Annotated in this window: 14 protein-coding genes; 9 read left to right on the top strand and 5 right to left on the bottom strand. The window is 60.6% G+C overall.

Translation table 11 applies throughout. From position 1 onward, the window contains the following. Positions 1-64: 64 nt before the first annotated feature. The 3 genes from gltX to J5274_RS00295 form a co-directional block, all read right to left on the bottom strand. Complete coding sequence (gltX, locus tag J5274_RS00305; protein ID WP_142830409.1) at positions 65-1,522, bottom strand: glutamate--tRNA ligase; 1,458 nt, start codon at positions 1,520-1,522, stop codon at positions 65-67. Positions 1,523-1,783: 261 nt separating this feature from the next. After that, the gene (locus tag J5274_RS00300; RefSeq protein ID WP_142830411.1) at positions 1,784-2,530 is read right to left on the bottom strand and encodes a TerC family protein; all 747 of its coding nucleotides are present in this window, start codon (positions 2,528-2,530) and stop codon (positions 1,784-1,786) included. 96 nt (positions 2,531-2,626) lie between these two features. Continuing rightward, the gene (locus J5274_RS00295) at positions 2,627-3,322 is read right to left on the bottom strand and encodes a TetR/AcrR family transcriptional regulator (protein WP_142830413.1); all 696 of its coding nucleotides are present in this window, start codon (positions 3,320-3,322) and stop codon (positions 2,627-2,629) included. Positions 3,323-3,453: 131 nt separating this feature from the next. On the opposite strand from J5274_RS00295, the gene J5274_RS00290 reads away from it, so the two are divergent. The 6 genes from J5274_RS00290 to xylA all read left to right on the top strand — a co-directional run bounded on the left by J5274_RS00290 (position 3,454) and on the right by xylA (position 11,509). Beyond that, entirely contained in the window at positions 3,454-4,674 is a 1,221-nt protein-coding gene (locus J5274_RS00290) for an HlyD family secretion protein (RefSeq protein WP_142830415.1), read from the top strand. 16 nt (positions 4,675-4,690) lie between these two features. Then, the gene (locus tag J5274_RS00285; RefSeq protein WP_142830417.1) at positions 4,691-6,289 is read left to right on the top strand and encodes a DHA2 family efflux MFS transporter permease subunit; all 1,599 of its coding nucleotides are present in this window, start codon (positions 4,691-4,693) and stop codon (positions 6,287-6,289) included. Between the two features lie 132 nt (positions 6,290-6,421). Continuing rightward, positions 6,422-7,429 (top strand): alpha/beta fold hydrolase, encoded by a 1,008-nt coding sequence (locus J5274_RS00280; RefSeq protein WP_142830419.1) that lies wholly within the window; start codon positions 6,422-6,424, stop codon positions 7,427-7,429. Positions 7,430-7,537: 108 nt separating this feature from the next. Then, positions 7,538-8,563: a LacI family DNA-binding transcriptional regulator gene (locus J5274_RS00275; protein ID WP_142830421.1), complete on the top strand. Its 1,026-nt coding sequence runs from the start codon at positions 7,538-7,540 to the stop codon at positions 8,561-8,563. 24 nt (positions 8,564-8,587) lie between these two features. Then, positions 8,588-10,042, top strand: a complete 1,455-nt coding sequence (gene xylB, locus J5274_RS00270; RefSeq protein ID WP_142830423.1) for a xylulokinase — start codon at positions 8,588-8,590, stop codon at positions 10,040-10,042. A gap of 156 nt (positions 10,043-10,198) precedes the next feature. After that, complete coding sequence (gene xylA, locus J5274_RS00265; RefSeq protein ID WP_142830425.1) at positions 10,199-11,509, top strand: xylose isomerase; 1,311 nt, start codon at positions 10,199-10,201, stop codon at positions 11,507-11,509. A gap of 41 nt (positions 11,510-11,550) precedes the next feature. Here the strand turns inward: xylA and J5274_RS00260 are convergent, their stop codons facing one another. Beyond that, positions 11,551-12,210 (bottom strand): nucleotidyl transferase AbiEii/AbiGii toxin family protein, encoded by a 660-nt coding sequence (locus J5274_RS00260; protein ID WP_142830427.1) that lies wholly within the window; start codon positions 12,208-12,210, stop codon positions 11,551-11,553. Continuing rightward, positions 12,185-12,472: a hypothetical protein gene (locus tag J5274_RS00255; protein WP_142830428.1), complete on the bottom strand. Its 288-nt coding sequence runs from the start codon at positions 12,470-12,472 to the stop codon at positions 12,185-12,187. The genes J5274_RS00260 and J5274_RS00255 overlap by 26 nt, the downstream gene beginning before the upstream one ends. A 302-nt stretch (positions 12,473-12,774) precedes the next feature. On the opposite strand from J5274_RS00255, the gene J5274_RS00250 reads away from it, so the two are divergent. From J5274_RS00250 to J5274_RS00240, 3 genes are all read left to right on the top strand, one after another. Beyond that, positions 12,775-14,295, top strand: a complete 1,521-nt coding sequence (locus J5274_RS00250; RefSeq protein ID WP_142830430.1) for a sugar ABC transporter ATP-binding protein — start codon at positions 12,775-12,777, stop codon at positions 14,293-14,295. 11 nt (positions 14,296-14,306) lie between these two features. Next, on the top strand, positions 14,307-15,314 hold the full coding sequence (locus J5274_RS00245) for an ABC transporter permease (protein ID WP_142830432.1): 1,008 nt from the start codon (positions 14,307-14,309) through the stop codon (positions 15,312-15,314). Positions 15,315-15,387: 73 nt separating this feature from the next. Next, the gene (locus J5274_RS00240) at positions 15,388-16,335 is read left to right on the top strand and encodes a substrate-binding domain-containing protein (protein WP_142830434.1); all 948 of its coding nucleotides are present in this window, start codon (positions 15,388-15,390) and stop codon (positions 16,333-16,335) included. The last annotated feature ends 54 nt before the right edge of the window (positions 16,336-16,389 follow it).

Below are 16,389 nucleotides of genomic sequence, written 5' to 3'. Positions count from 1 at the left end.
CTGGATTCCTGTGACAAGCACAGGAATGAGGGAGGACACACACAGGTGTCTCCTCCCAGCACATTCATTTCCCGCTGCCGGCCATCGTCGCCACCACAGTGGCTGCGAGCTTCAGGCGCTGGCGCACGACGGAGCGGCCGAGGATCGACATGCTGTCGAACAGCGGCAGCGAGCGTGACGAGCCGGACATGGCAACGAAGAGCGGCGCCAGGATGACCTTCAGCTTCTTGCCCATGCGATCGGCGATGGCACGCAGCTCGGCCTCGATGGACTCGACATTCCATTCGAGGATCTTTTCGAGATCCGGCTGCACCGTGTTGAAGATTTCCAGCAGCTCTTCAGGCGTCGATTTGATCTTGGCGAAGGCCGATGCATCGAGGTGCAGATCGGATTTCAACAGGAAGCCCATCAGGTCCGGCAGCTCGCCGAGCTTGGTGATGCGCGACTGCGACAGCTTCAGGCCGTCCTGCAGGCGGTTGTTTTCCATCGCCCAGGTGAGCACGCGCCGGCTGAATTCCTCTTCCGACATTTTCTCGCGCAGCCAGCGGCCGTTCAGCCAGTCCAGCTTCTGGATGTCGAAGATGGCGCCGGCCTTGGACAGGTTCTCTGGATCGAAGTTGGCAGCCAGTTGTTCGATATCGAGCAGTTCCTCGCCTTCGCCGATCTGCATAAAAAACAGGCCGAGAAAGTTCATCAGCGCTTCCGGGATATAGCCGAGTGCCGTGTAGTAGGAAATCGAGGTGGGGTTCTTGCGCTTCGACAGCTTCGACTTGTCGGCATTCCTCATCAGGGAGAGATGCATGAACACCGGCTGGTCCCACTCGAAATAGCGGTAGAGCAGTATGTGTTTCGGCACGGACGCCAACCATTCCTCGCCGCGCGCGACGTGGGTGATCTTCATCAGATGGTCGTCGATGACGTTTGCCATATGATAGGTCGGCATGTTGTCGGCCTTCATCAGCACCTGCATGTCGACACTGTCCCACGGAATGCTGACATCGCCATAGACGCCGTCGTGGAAGTCGCAGGAGCCTTCCGTCGGGATTTTCATCCGCACCACGGAGGCTTCGCCCGATGCAACGCGCGAGGTTACCTCCTCGGCGGACAGGTTAAGGCAGTGACCGTCATATTTCGGCGGCTTGCCGGCTGCGCGCTGGGCTTCGCGCATTGCCGTCAGGCGCTCCGGCGTGCAGAAGCAGCGGAATGCGTGGCCCTTGCGCAAAAGCTCCTCGGCGTAGGGCTGGTACATGTCCTTGCGGTCACTTTGGCGGTAAGGCCCATAGGGTCCGCCGACGTCAGGGCCTTCCGACCATTCCAGCCCGCACCACTTCAACGCATCCAGAACCTTAGTCTCGAATTCCGGCGTCGAACGGGTAGCGTCGGTATCCTCGATGCGCAGGATGAACTCGCCACCGTGTTTCTTGGCAAAGAGATAGTTGAACAGCGCAATGTAGGCCGTGCCGACATGGGGCTCGCCGGTCGGGGAGGGTGCGATGCGGACGCGGACGCCTGAAGTGGTCATGATGTCTATCCGTAATGACGTGCGGGAGATCCAGACGGGGCACTGGCCGGCGCCACGGATCGGAGTTTCGGAAACAGCCTCAAAACAGCGCCAAAAACACTGCCAGGCCAGCCATTTTCCGTCTGGCTGGCCTTAGGACATATTCAACCGTCGAGGTCAAGAAAAACCGCCGATTTCCGGTGCGCCAGAGCGGCATGCTGGCCTGACGGATCGGCAGTCTTTCGAGCGCCGAGCCGGTCTATTGCGGGAAGGTCCGTAGGCTCAGTGCCGGGTCTTGGATTTTTCCCTGCGGTTGCGCACCATCATGTTGAGAATCTCCACCAGGGCGGAAAATGCCATCGCGGTGTAGATGTAGCCCTTCGGTACATGGAAGCCCATGCCGTCGGCGATAAGGGTGGTGCCGATCATCAGCAGGAAGGCGAGCGCCAGCATGACGATCGAAGGGTTCTTCTCGATGAAGTTGGCAAGCGGCGCTGCAGCCAGCAGCATGACCAGGACCGCGGTGATGACGGCCACGAACATGATCGGAATGTGCGGCGTCATGCCGACGGCGGTGATGATGCTGTCAACGGAGAAGACGAGGTCGAGCAGAAGGATCTGGCCGATGGCAGCGGCAAAGCCCGTCGTGGTCGACTTTGCGATGAAATCGCCGTTCTGATCGACGGGATCAACGCTGTGATGGATTTCCTTCGTGGCCTTCCACAGGAGGAACAGGCCACCGGCAATCAGGATGATGTCCTTCCAGGAAAAGCCATGGCCCATGATATCGAAGACCGGTTCCGTCAGGCGCACGATCCAGGCGACCGTGCCCAGCAGCGCAAGGCGCATGATCAAAGCCAGGCCGATACCGATCTTGCGGGCCTTGTCGCGGTTTTCAGGTGGCAGCTTGTTGGTGAGAATCGAGATGAAGATCAGGTTGTCGATGCCGAGAACCACCTCCATCACTACGAGTGTGACGAGCGCCACCCAGGCGCTTGGATCCTGTAGCAATGGCATCAGTGTCTGCATCGATCGTGTTCCCCACATTGACTAAACCGGCGAAAAATACCCGGGCTAATGTAGGAACTGGAAGTTCGAGCGCAAGCGCCGCGAGGGCGCCTTGGTTTACGAAGGCTTTGAAGACTTTCCATAGGCGGCGAGGAAGGTTTTCACCGCGCCATTGATCACACGCTCGATTTCCGCTTGTTCAGGGGGCTCATCCATGCTTCCGAACAGGCGAAGTTTGAAGAAAGTGCCGCTGGAAAGATCGAGAAACTGCCCGGCCGCGAGGTCGAGATCGTCTATCTCCAGCTTGCCATCCGCCATGTGCCGCAGCAGAAAGTCCTGCAGGACAGTGCGCAGATTTTCTGGTCCCTTGAAGAACCGCTTGCAGAGGACAGGCATTCTTTCGCGGACACCCAGCACCGTGCGCATCGCCGTGATGACCTTTTCGTCGGTCATATGCCGCACGAACGTGACGCCGAAGTCGTAGAGGCCCCCTTCGAGATCGTCATGCTCCGCCAGAGCCATGCGCATCGTGGCGATGAATGTAGCACGCTGCCGCTCGATGATTGCGGTGAACAGCTCTTCCTTGTTGGCAAAATAAACGTAGAGCGTGCCCTTTGAAACGCCAGCTTCGCGCGTTACATCGTTCATGCTCGAGGCGTCGAAGCCGAGCCGCATGAAGACGCGATGGGCGCCATCCAGGATCTGCTCGCGCTTCGTCGGATCTTCGCCAGCCGCCCAGCGACCGCCTGCCGAAGAAGAGTTATCCTCAGGCGCCAAATTGTTTTTGACCGTTATATTGTCAGACACTGTCATTCAACGAAGATTCTTTAACCAAATCGAACCGATTGGTTCGGTATGACTTGATATGATGTGTTAAACGCTCTATGTCAACTGAACCGAACCGTTCGGTTCGACAAATTCCGTAAAAATCTGGTGCTCTCTACATGTCGTCCATTCAGAAGAACAATGTTGCACGCATTGTAAGCGAACCCGCAGACGCCAATTCTGCCCAGTCTGACCCGGCTGTGCAAGCGGAGCCGGCAGCGGCCGAAGCACGCAGCACCCCTGCGCCAGCTGAGCCCTCGGCTACAACGACAGTCGATCCGCCAAAAGCCGGCAAAAAGCGCCGCAGCTTCGTCCTTCCGATCATCGTCGTGATCGCGCTGATCGGCGGTGGCTGGTACGGGTATAACTGGTGGACGACCGGACGTTTCATGGTGTCGACCGACGATGCCTATATCGGCGGTGACATGGCGGTCATCTCGCCCAAGGTTGCCGGCTATGTCGCCAAGGTCGACGTGGTTGCCAACCAGCAGGTCAAGGCTGGCGATGTACTGCTGACACTGGACGACGGCGATTACCAGAACGCACTCGACCAGGCGCAGGCGCAGGTTGATACAGAGAAGCTGGCATTGCAGACCATCGACGCGCAAATCGTAGGGGCGCAGGCCTCGCTTGCCCAGGCGCAGGCCCAGAAGGTGGCGCTGCAGGCAACGGTGCGTGGCGCGCAGATCACCCAGAGCCGCGCGACCCAGCTGGAATCGAAGTCTGCTGGCACCGCCGCCAACGTCGACTCCGCCAATATCGCGCTCGACCAGGCCAACGCCAACCTCGTCGCCGGCGATGCCAATATTGCCTCGGCACAGGCGAATATTGCCTTGCTGCAAGCGCAGCGCAGGCAGGCTGAAGGCACGGTCCGGACACTCGAAATCTCGCGGGACAAGGCCGCCCGCGACCTGAGCTTCACGGTCCTCAAGGCCCCCTATGATGGCATCGTGGGTAACCGCTCGGTCCAGGAAGGCGATTACGTGTCTTCAACAACGCGCCTTATGTCCATCGTCCCGACCCGCAAGCTCTACATCGACGCCAACTTCAAGGAGACCCAGCTCCAGCACGTCGTTCCGGGCTCCAAGGTCGAGGTGCATGTCGATGCCTATAGCGACGAGCCGATTGTCGGTATCGTCGAGTCTATCGCGCCGGCATCCGGCTCGGTCTTCTCGCTGCTGCCGCCTGAAAATGCGACGGGCAACTTTACCAAGGTGATCCAGCGCGTGCCGGTCCGCATCGCCCTGCCGCAGGAAGCACTCGACAGCGGTCGCCTGCGTGCCGGCCTCAGCGTCGTCGTCGACGTCGATACGCGCACTGCGCCGCAGTCAAACAAGTAACGCTCGGAGAGCATCCATGGCTGCCGCAACACCCACTGCAGGACCGGCTGCCGGTTCTGCCGCTCCCGATTCGGAGCGCGTAGATCCGCGCCGGATGATCGCATTCATCGCGATGGTGCTCGGCATGTTCATGTCGATCCTCGACATCCAGGTGGTGTCGGCATCGCTGGCTGAAATTCAGGCCGGCCTCAGTGCCGGTTCCGATGAAATCGCCTGGGTGCAGACTGCCTACCTGATAGCCGAAGTCATCATGATCCCGTTGTCGGGCACGCTGGCACGGATCATCTCCACCCGTTATCTCTTCGCCATCTGCGCTGCCGGCTTTACCGCATCCAGCGCTCTCTGCGCCACTGCGACCAATATCGACCAGATGATCGTTTATCGGGCGATGCAGGGCTTTATCGGCGGGGGCATGATCCCGTCCGTGTTTGCTGCCGCCTTTACCATCTTTCCGCCATCAAAGCGCAATGTCATATCGCCGATCATCGGCTTGATCGCCACGTTGGCACCGACCATCGGACCGACGGTCGGCGGCTATCTCAGCGATGCCTTCTCCTGGCACTGGCTGTTTCTGATCAACATCGGCCCCGGTATTCTCGTGACGCTCGTCACATGGAATTTCATCGACTTCGACAAGCCTGAGCTGTCGCTGATGAAGAAGTTCGACTGGTGGGGCTTGTTGGGCATGGCCGTTTTTCTCGGTGCGCTGGAGTATGTGCTCGAGGAAGGTAACACCAACGACTGGTTCAACGACGGCTACATCGTCATCGCCGCCATTGCTTCGGCGATAGGCGGGGTAATATTCTTTTTCCGGGCCTTTACAGCGTCCTTTCCGATTGTCGATCTGAAGGCTTTCGCCAACAAGAACTTTTCCTTCGGCTCGGTATTTTCCTTCGTCATGGGCATCGGGCTATATGGCCTGACCTACGTCTATCCGCTCTATCTCGGTCGCATACGCGGCTACGATTCGCTGATGATCGGCGAGACCATGTTTGTCTCCGGCCTCGCGATGTTCTGTACGGCGCCGGTCGCCGGCATGCTGTCGAGCAAGCTCGATCCGCGGATTATCATGGCGGCCGGGTTTATCTTCTTTGCAGCCGGCACATGGATCATGACGTCGATTACCACCGACTGGGATTTCTGGGAGTTGCTCATCCCGCAGATCCTGCGCGGTGTGGGTCTGATGCTGTGCATGGTGCCGATCAACAATATCGCGCTGGGGACGATGGCTCCGGAGCGCATGCGCGGCGCTTCGGGCCTGTTCAACCTGACGAGAAATCTCGGCGGTGCCGTTGGCCTTGCGATCATCAACACGGTGCTGACCACCCGGCAGGACCTGCACTACATGCGCCTGCGCGAAAATATCAACTGGGGTAATCCGGTTGCCGTCGATCAGCTGAACAGCATGGCCGCCAACTACAATGCTCACGGGATGGACGGTTCGAATGTCGCCGTACGCACGATGGTCAACCTGACCACCAAGCAGGCGATGGTGATGTCGTTCAGCGACGTGTTCATGATCCTGACGGTGCTGTTCACGCTCATGCTGATCGGCGTTGCGATGATCAGCAAGCCGAAGCCGCCACCCAAGGGTGCGCCGGCCGGCGGCCACTAGCAACTTCGACCGAAACCTTTTCGCCGCCACGACGTATCTGTCTGGCGGCGTTTTCGTGCCGGCCGGTGAACCGGCGCGCCGTCGGCGACGTATCGACATTTCATTCGTTCCTCCATGCCGGACCCCGTTTACATGCTCAAAACGACTTTCTGCACCATCAGGCGGGCACTCGTGCTTCTCGCACTGTTCGCTTGCGGAGCTTCCTGCGCGACCTCGGCGACTGCAGATTCCGTGCCGCAGGAGTTGATCGATGTCGGTGGCTACAGGATGAACAGCGTCTACCTGCGCGCCAGTCATCCCGACCTGCCGCCGGTCGTCTTCGTCCATGGTGCCAGCGCCAACCTGTTCGACCCGATGCTGTCGTTTCGTGGCAAGCTGGAGGGCCGGGCGGATCTGCTGTTCGTCGATCGCCCCGGCTACGGACGCTCGGACCGTGGCGGTGCGGAAAACGCCTATCCTGATGGTCAGGCGGATGCCATAGCCGCTGTCATGGATAAACGGGGGATAAGGAAGGCGATCATCGTGGGCCATTCCTTCGGTGGTGCCGTGGTTGCCAGCTTTGCGCTGCGTCACCCCGACAAGGTCATCGGCCTGGTCTTTCTCTCGCCCGCCGTCTATCCCTGGCCGGGCGGCATCGCCTGGTATTATCGCGCGGCCTCGACGCCCGTGACGGGCTGGCTGTTTTCGACGTTAATCGCACCGCCAGCCGGCGTGGTGATGATCGACAGTGCAGTGAAGGGCGTTTTTGCGCCGAACGTCGCGCCTGCGGACTATGTGGCGAAAACCCACGCGCTGATGGCGATCCGTCCCGGTTCTTTTCACAACAACGCCGTCGATGTTGCCAATCTCAAGGACTGGACCGCCAAGACATCGCCGCGCTACCCCGAGATAGAAAAGCCTACCATCATCATAACAGGCGATACCGACAGTGTCGTCTCGCCCACAATCCACGCAGGACAACTGGCAAAAGCCATAAGCGGCGCCCGACTGATCTCAATCCACAATATGGGTCACAAATCCGACTACGTGGCGAGCGACGTCGCGGTGGGTGCTATCGAGACCCTCGGCGGCGAGAAGCGCGATCTCTCGGCTATCGCCCGGCGGGTCGAGGCGGGGATCGCCAACGACCGCGAAAAATAACGTCTGAGCCCGGTCTTTCGGCGGCAAGCTTGCGTCGAAAGCCTTCGCCTTGAAAAATCTGATTTACGTACGTCAGATTTGGCGCTAAGTGTCTTCGAAGGAGGAGACATGAGGCCAACCGTTCACGATATCGCCGCTGCAGCGGGCGTTAGCCTTGCGACCGTGGACCGGGTGCTTAACCAGCGTGCCGGCGTGCGCAGCGTCACTCGGCAGCGGGTCGAAGCGGTCATCAACGATATCGGCTATGTGCGCGACATGGCGGCCGCCAATCTGGCCAAGGGTCGCCTCTATCCGCTCGTCTTCATCCTTCCGGCCAGCGATAATTCCTTCATGCACAGCTTGCACGCCGAGGCGCGGCAGGCAATTTCACGCGCCGGATCGGAGCGGTGCTCTATCCGCATCATCGAGGTCAAGGCTTTCGACCCCGCAGCGTTGGTGGCGGCGCTGGACAGCCTTGCCGGCGCCGATATTGCCGGCGTGGCGCTCGTTGCCGTCGATGCGCCCGAAGTCCGGGATGCCGTTGAAAGGCTGGTACAAGCGAAAATTCCCGTGGTGACGCTGGTTTCCGACCTGACCGGTTCCGCACGTCATCATTACGCCGGCATCGACAACATCGCGGCAGGGCGGACGGCGGCGCGCTTGCTCGGCCGGTTTCTCGGCGGACGGAAGGGGGAAGTCCTCGTGCTCGCAGGTTCGCTGCTGGTACGGGACCATCGCGAACGGCTCGAGGGCTTTTCGGCGATGATGGAGCAGGAGTTTTCCGCCCTGACGCTGCTGCCGGTGCTGGAGGGGCTCGACGATCCGGAGACGGTGAACGGGCTTGTCACGAAAGCACTGGCGGACAATCCAGACGTGATCGGCATCTATAGTATTGGCGCCGGCAACCGCGGCCTGATCAGAGCCTTGCGGGCGCGGGCTGCAGGCAAGGCTCTGACAGTCGTTGCGCACGAGTTGACCGATTACACCCGCGAGGCCCTGCAGGATGGGCTGATCGACGTGGTGCTTAACCAGGATGCAGGCCATGAGGTTCGCAGCGCTGTCCGCGTGCTCAAGGCCAAGGCCGACGGGCTGGCTGTCATCGCGGCCCAGGAGCGCATCCGGCTCGATATTTTCTTGAAAGACAATCTGCCCTGAGGGGCGGCAACAGGAGTAAACCACATGTATCTCGGTCTCGATCTCGGCACTTCCGGCGTCAAAGCCATGCTGATCGACGGCGATCAGAAGATCGTCGGCTCCGCCAATGGCGCGCTTGACGTTTCGCGGCCGCATCCCGGCTGGTCAGAGCAGGATCCGGCGCATTGGGTGCGTGCCACGGAGGAGGCGATTGCGGGCCTCAAGGCTTCTCATCCGAACGAGCTTTCTGCGGTGCGCGGCATCGGCCTTTCCGGTCAGATGCATGGCGCGACGCTGCTGGACGCTGCCGACAAGGTGCTGCGCCCCTGCATCCTCTGGAACGACACGCGCAGCCATGTCGAGGCGGCCGCGCTCGACGCCGATCCGCGTTTTCGCGCACTGACAGGTAACATCGTCTTCCCGGGCTTCACCGCGCCCAAGCTCGCCTGGGTTGCCAGGCACGAGCCGGAAATCTTCGCCAAGGTGGCCCACGTGCTGCTTCCCAAGGATTACCTCCGCCTCTGGCTGACCGGCGAACACATCTCGGAAATGTCGGACTCGGCGGGCACATCCTGGCTCGATACTGGCAAGCGCAAGTGGTCGGCTGAATTGCTGGCCGCCACCGGCCTTACCGAAGCGCAGATGCCGCAACTGGTCGAAGGCACCGAGGTTGGCGGCAAACTTCGTGGCGAACTGGCGGCGAAGTGGGGCATGTCCGGCGACGTCGTCCTGGCCGGCGGGGCAGGCGACAATGCGGCTTCGGCCTGCGGCATGGGAACCGTCAGCGATGGCGCAGCCTTTGTGTCGCTCGGGACTTCCGGCGTGCTGTTTGCCGCCAACGGCTCCTATCTGCCGAAGCCGGAGAGCGCCGTGCATGCCTTCTGCCATGCGCTTCCCAACACCTGGCACCAGATGGGCGTCATCCTGTCGGCCACCGATGCGCTCAACTGGCATTCCGAGATCACCGGTAAGTCGCCGGCTGACCTCACCGGCGAACTCGGCGATACGCTGAAGGCGCCGTCGGGCGTAACATTTCTCCCGTATCTTTCCGGCGAGCGCACGCCGCATAACGATGCCGCGATCCGTGGCGCCTTCATCGGCCTTGGCCACGAGAGCAGCCGCGTCGTGCTGACCCAAGCCGTGCTCGAAGGGGTATCCTTCGCCATCCGTGACAGCCTCGAGGCGCTGCGTTCTGCCGGCACCCAAATCTCCCGCGTCACCGCTATCGGCGGCGGCTCGCGCTCTCGCTACTGGCTGGCCTCGATCGCCACCGCGCTCGGCGTGCCCGTCGACCTGCCGGCCGACGGCGATTTCGGCGCGGCCTTCGGTGCTGCCCGGCTCGGGCTGATTGCGGCCACGGGGGCCGATCCGGTTGCCGTCTGCACGCCGCCGGCGACGGCCGGGACGATCGAGCCCGTATCCGCCTTCGCTGGTGCCTACGAGGAGGCTTACGGGCGTTACCGGGCGCTCTATCCGGCGATCAAGTCGCTGGCGCATTAGCAACAAAACCCCCTCACCCTACCCTCTCCCCGAGGGGAGAGGGGGAAACTGCGGAGGCCTCGTCTTTCCTTCTCCCCTCGGGGAGAAGGTGGCCCGAAGGGCCGGATGAGGGGGAGCCACAGAACCAACACCAGACCAACCAAGGAGGAAATACCCATGACCACAGGATTTTTCGGAGATATCCAGAAGGTAAAATACGAGGGCCCCGACAGCACTAATCCGCTGGCCTTCCGGCACTACAACAAGGACGAGATGCTGCTGGGCAAGCGGATGGAGGACCATCTCCGCTTTGCCGTTGCCTACTGGCACACGTTCACCTGGCCAGGCGGCGACCCCTTCGGCGGCCAGACGTTTTTGCGCCCGTGGTTTAGCGACACCATGGAAGCTGCCAAGCTGAAGGCCGATGTCGCCTTCGAATTCTTCACCCTGCTCGGCGCTCCCTATTATTGCTTCCACGACGCCGACGTCCGGCCGGAAGGCAATAACTTTGCCGAGAACACCAAGAACCTCAACGAGATCGTCGACCACTTTGCGCAGAAGCAGGCCGATACGGGCGTCAAGCTTCTCTGGGGCACGGCCAACATGTTCTCCCACCGCCGTTACATGAGCGGCGCTGCAACCAATCCCGATCCGGACGTCTTCGCTTTTGCTGCGGCCACGGTGAAGACCTGCCTCGACGCGACGCAGAAGCTCGGCGGCGAGAACTACGTCCTGTGGGGCGGTCGCGAGGGCTACGAGACGCTGCTCAACACCGACCTCAAGCGCGAACTCGATCAGATGGGCCGCTTCCTGAACCTCGTCGTCGAGTACAAGCACAAGATCGGTTACAAGGGCACCATCCTCATCGAGCCTAAGCCGCAGGAGCCGACCAAGCACCAGTACGACTACGACGTCGCGACGGTCTATGGCTTCCTCAAGAGATACGGCCTCGAGAACGAGGTGAAGCTCAACATCGAGCAGGGCCACGCCATCCTCGCCGGTCATTCCTTCGAGCACGAACTGGCGCTTGCGAACGCACTCGGCGTTTTCGGCTCCATCGACATGAACCGCAACGACTACCAGTCCGGCTGGGACACCGACCAGTTCCCGAACAACGTGCCGGAAATGACGCTGGCCTATTATCAGGTCCTGTCCGGCGGCGGTTTCACCACGGGCGGCACGAACTTCGATTCCAAGCTGCGTCGCCAGTCGCTGGATGCGGAAGACCTGCTGATCGGCCATATCGGCGGCATGGATTGCTGCGCGCGCGGCCTGAAGGCGGCAGCCAAGATGATCGAGGACAAGGCTTTGTCCAAGCCGCTCGACGACCGCTACGCCGGCTGGAATGCCGCCGAGCCCCAGAAGCTGCTGCGCGGCGAATACGCGCTCGACGACATCGCCAAATGGGTGGAAGGGAACGATATCAACCCGCAGCCTCGTTCAGGCAAGCAGGAACTGCTGGAAAACATCGTCAACCGTTACGTTTGATGGTTGGGGGCGTCTCTCCGCTGGTTGCGGGGAGACGCTCGTTAAATACGATCCAAAATCGTGCGCACTGTTGCCAATGCTGATTTCGCAGTGCTGGCGTAGGCAGGCAGAATGTCCAACTCTTCCATGGATGCGCGAAAGAAATTGCCGTCGATATTGCTCAAGCGGCTGACAATCGCATTCTTTTTCGATTTGACATGGTGAAGATTGGCAACCAGGAGCGCCTCATGATGTTCTGCGACGACAGCGATATCGAAAACGTCCCTGATTTTAAGTTCCGGTCCCCTATGCCACAGCTTCTTGAGGGCGATCTCTACGGGATGCTCGATGGGAATAACGTAGGCCGCAATTCCGGCGTTTATGTCGCCCTCCACGCTCATCCTGTGCGGTAAAATGTTGGTAATATTTGAGGATATGATGAAGTCGATCTCGCCTTCCGCGTAGATCAATTTCACATAGTGCGCCGCTTCGTCATAGGCATCGGCTCCCCAAATTTCTTCGCCTCCGACGCGGGGTGAAAGGAATGTCAGATACTGGGCATCGTGGAAGAAGATGTCGATGTCTTTGGACAGCCGGTGTTGTAGTTGAAGCATCAGGGCGGTGCCTCCGCCGAGCGTCCAATCCTCCTGAGTAACCGTTATTTGCGGTAGGGATTCAAGTCCACGGATGGCACGATCAAGCAGGCTGTGCCAGTTCGACAAGGGCTTCCTCCATCTCCTTGCTCGCTTCCCCAGTCGCACCTTTAACGAGGGCGTACATCAATTGCAGTTGGGAATGCCCGATGCCGTGGGCATCAGCGAAGTCGATCACCAGATCCGGGCGAACGTCGGTGAAAAACGTCGAGATGTGCACGAGCCAGCTGTCTATTTTGCCGGTGGCAAGAACTGAAACCAATTCGGTGGAGGACACAGAGCGTCGATAAGGAGCGTTGACGGTCCCAAGCACCAGTGCATCGAGAGCCATATCGCTGCGATCTGGTACGAAATTTGTCCGAGTGCCTTCGCTCATAGGATAAGTATAAAGCAGTTGGCGCGAGAAGTCATCAAGCCGGCATCGCCCGTCTCATCATGCACGTCCTGTTTGTAATCCATAAAAAACATTCGCCCACTGCTTTACGTACCTCATCATATACGCTAGCCTCTTGCTTGGAGGAGTGCCGGGGTGGAGAGAGTTCTTGAGGACGATGGCGTGAGCCTTGTCGCCCTTTGCGGGGCCGAAGGTTTATGCGCCGCAGGGGTGGCAGTGGCGGCAGAGGACGCGCTGCAATGAACCCGCGCATCGATGTCTCCATGCCGCTTCTGCAAGCCGTTGGCCTCTCGAAATCATTCGGGCCTGTCGAGGTCCTGCGCGACATCGACCTTTCCGTGATGGCTGGCGAAGTCCATGCGATCATCGGCGAGAACGGTGCCGGCAAGTCGACGCTGATGCGGCTCCTTTCCGGGCATCTGCAGCCAACGCGCGGCGAGGTACGGGTCGATGGCGAGCCCGCTCACTTGTCCGGACCTGTGGATGCGGAGACGCGCGGCATCGTGCTCGTCCACCAGGAAATCCTGCTCGCTCCCGATCTGACGGTGGCGCAAAACCTCTATCTCGGCCGTGAACTGCGCCGCGGCTTCATTGTCGACGACCGCGCCATGAACGACGGGGCGCGCCGCGCCATCCGCGATCTCGGTGCCGATATCGAACCCACTGTTGTGGTCGGGCGGCTGTCGATTGCCCAACGGCAACTGGTGCAGATCGCGCGCGTGCTGCTTGTGCCGCACCGGCTGGTGATCTTCGACGAGCCGACCGCCTCCCTGACGCCAACCGAGACCAGGGCGCTTCTCAAGGTCATCCGGGATATCAGCGCCAAGGGGGTGGCGGTCCTCTATATTTCGCACCGGCTGCAAGAGGTGAAGGAAATCGCCAACCGGGTGACTATCCTTCGCGACGGGCGGCTGGTCGCTACCCATCCGGCTGCCGATCTCGAGCCTGCCGATATGGCGCGGTTGATGGTCGGTCGCGATGTGGCCAAGCTCTATCCCGACCGGCACGCGGCGGCGGTTCGTGAAACTGTGCTGAACGTCGAGAATTTTTCAGTTCCGGGCTATGCCGAGCGCGCGTCCTTCACCCTTCATCGTGGCGAGATCCTCGGTTTTGCCGGGCTGATCGGCGCCGGCCGGACAGAGCTGATGGAGGGCGTGGTCGGGCTTCGCACGGGGCAGGGAGCGGTAAAGCTCAACGGCAAGTCGGTGCACTTCGCCGACGTGCATGCCAGCCTCAAGGCCGGGATCGTCTATCTCAGCGAAGATCGCAAGGGCAAGGGGTTGCTGCTCACCAAGGACCTCCGCGTCAACCTGACGCTTGCCGCGCTCGGCCAGTTTGCCCGCCGATTCCAGGTGGATCGGGCGAAGGAGCGTGCCGCGCTCGACGCCGCCATCAAGGAGTTCGATATCCGGGTTGGAGATAAGGACATGCTGGCCGGCCAGTTATCGGGCGGTAACCAGCAGAAGCTGTTGCTCGCCAAGATGATGCTGCTCGATCCCGATATCGTCATCATCGACGAGCCGACGCGCGGCATCGACATCGGCACCAAGGAACAGATCTACAAATTCATCGCAGCCCTTGCCGAACAGGGCCGCTCGATCATCGTCGTCTCGTCTGAAATGCCCGAACTCATCGGCATCTGCGACCGGATACTGGTGATGCGCGGCGGCCGGATCGTCGGCGAGGTGGCGGGCGAAATGATGACCGAAAACGAAATCGTCGTGCTGGCCACAGGTGCCAGTGCCGGAGAGGCCGCCTGAGCGGAGCAACCATGAGCAATGTGACAACAACCGAATCCGTCAAGATGAAACGCTCGTGGAAGGATATCGATCTACGCGCCGTGGCTCCGTTCGTGGCGCTGGCCTTGTTGCTGGTGCTAGGCGCCTTCGCCAATCCGAATTTCATCAGCATCGACAATCTGCTGAACGTCATCACACGCAGTGCATTCATCGCCATCATTGCCATCGGCGCGACCTTCGTCATTTCGGCAGGCGGGATCGATCTGTCTGTTGGCTCGATGGTGGCGTTTGTTGCCAGCCTGATGATCCTGTTCATCAACAGCGGCGCTATCGCCGATCCCGCCAGCATGCTCATTGTCGCCATGCTGCTCGCCATCGCTCTTGGCGGTGCCTGCGGGCTGGCCAATGGCCTCATCACGACAGTCGGCCGCATCGAGCCGTTCATCGCGACGCTTGGCACGATGGGCATCTTTCGTGGACTGACCACCTGGCTGTCGCAAGGTGGTGCCATCACCGTGCGCAGCCCGGAGATCGTCAAGATGTACCGGCCGGCCTATTTCGGCCAGCTGCTCGGCGTGCCCGTGCCTGTGATCGTCATCTTTGCGATGGCTGCCATCGGCGCCTTCATCCTCTATCGCACCCGCTATGGCCGGCATGTTGCCGCCGTTGGTTCGAACGAGGATGTGGCGCGCTATTCCGGCATCTCGGTCAACCGGGTACGCACCGCCGCCTATGTCATTCAGGGCATCTGCGTTGCCGTTGCCGTACTGCTCTATGTCCCTCGGCTGGGGTCGACATCGGCGACCACCGGTATCCTCTGGGAACTCCAGGCGATCACGGCCGTCGTCGTCGGCGGTACAGCGCTCCGGGGAGGGGTCGGGCGCATCTGGGGCACGGTCTGCGGCGCCTTCATTCTCGAAATCGTCGGCAACATCATGCTGTTGTCGAATTTCGTCAGCGAATACCTGATCGGCGCCATCCAAGGCGCGATCATCATCATTGCGATGCTCGTTCAGCGGTCGCTGATACGCAAGTCGTGAAAAAGGACCGGGTGGTGGGGTCGCCCGGTCTTCTGCGATATCGACCCCGATACTCTCTGGGAGGAGAACAGATATGCGTAAAATCCTGTTGGCGACGACTGTCGCCCTTGCCGCGCTGGTGGGCGCTGCCCATGCGGAAGACAAGAAAGTCACCATCGGCGTGTCTATCCCGGCCGCCGACCATGGCTGGACGTCCGGCGTGGTATTCCATGCCAACCGTGTCGCCAAGCTGCTGATGGCCCAACATCCGGGCCTTAACATCATCGTCAAGACCTCGGCTGATCCGGCAAGCCAGGCCAATGCCGTGCAGGACCTGTCGACGCAGGGCATCGACGCCCTCGTCATCCTGCCATCCGATCCGGATCCGCTGGTCAACGCCATGCAGGAGGTCAAGGACAAGGGCAAGTTCGTCGCTATCGTCGATCGCGCGCCGAGCGTCAACGACCATACGATCCGCGACCTCTATGTTGCCGGCAACAATCCGGCGCTCGGCCAGACCGCCGGCGAATATATCAAGGCCAACACTCCGGATGCTGAGGTGGTCGTCATCAGGGGCCTGCCGATCCCCATCGACCAGCAGCGTCAGGATGGCTTCGACAAGGGCATTGCCGGCTCCAAGGTCAAGGTGCTCGATCGCCAGTACGGCAACTGGAACCGCGACGACGCCTTCAAGGTGATGCAGGACTTCCTCACCAAGTACAAGAAGATCGACGTCGTTTGGTGCCAGGACGACGACATGGCCGTTGGCGTGCTGCAGGCCATCGATCAGGCCAAGCGCACGGATATCAAATACGTGATCGCCGGTGCCGGCTCGAAGGACATGATCAAGAAGGTCATGGACGGCGACAAGATGATCCCCGTCGACGTGCTCTATCCGCCGGCCATGGTCGGAACGGCGCTTGAGTTGACGGTCGCCAATTTCTACGGGCAGGTTCCGGTGCGGGGCACCTATCTGGTCGATGCGACGCTGGTCACCAAGGATAATGCCAAGGACTTCTATTTCCCGGACTCGCCTTTCTGAGGTCATTGTCCACAAGTGAGTGTTGAGGGGGGGTGCCCCCCTCATCCGCCCTCC

The sequence above is a fragment of the Rhizobium sp. L51/94 genome, from assembly GCF_019355555.1.
Classification (GTDB): Bacteria; Pseudomonadota; Alphaproteobacteria; order Rhizobiales; family Rhizobiaceae; genus Rhizobium; species Rhizobium rhododendri.
The sequence above is the reverse complement of the archived record's forward strand: the minus strand, read 5'-3'. Positions and strand labels throughout refer to the sequence as shown.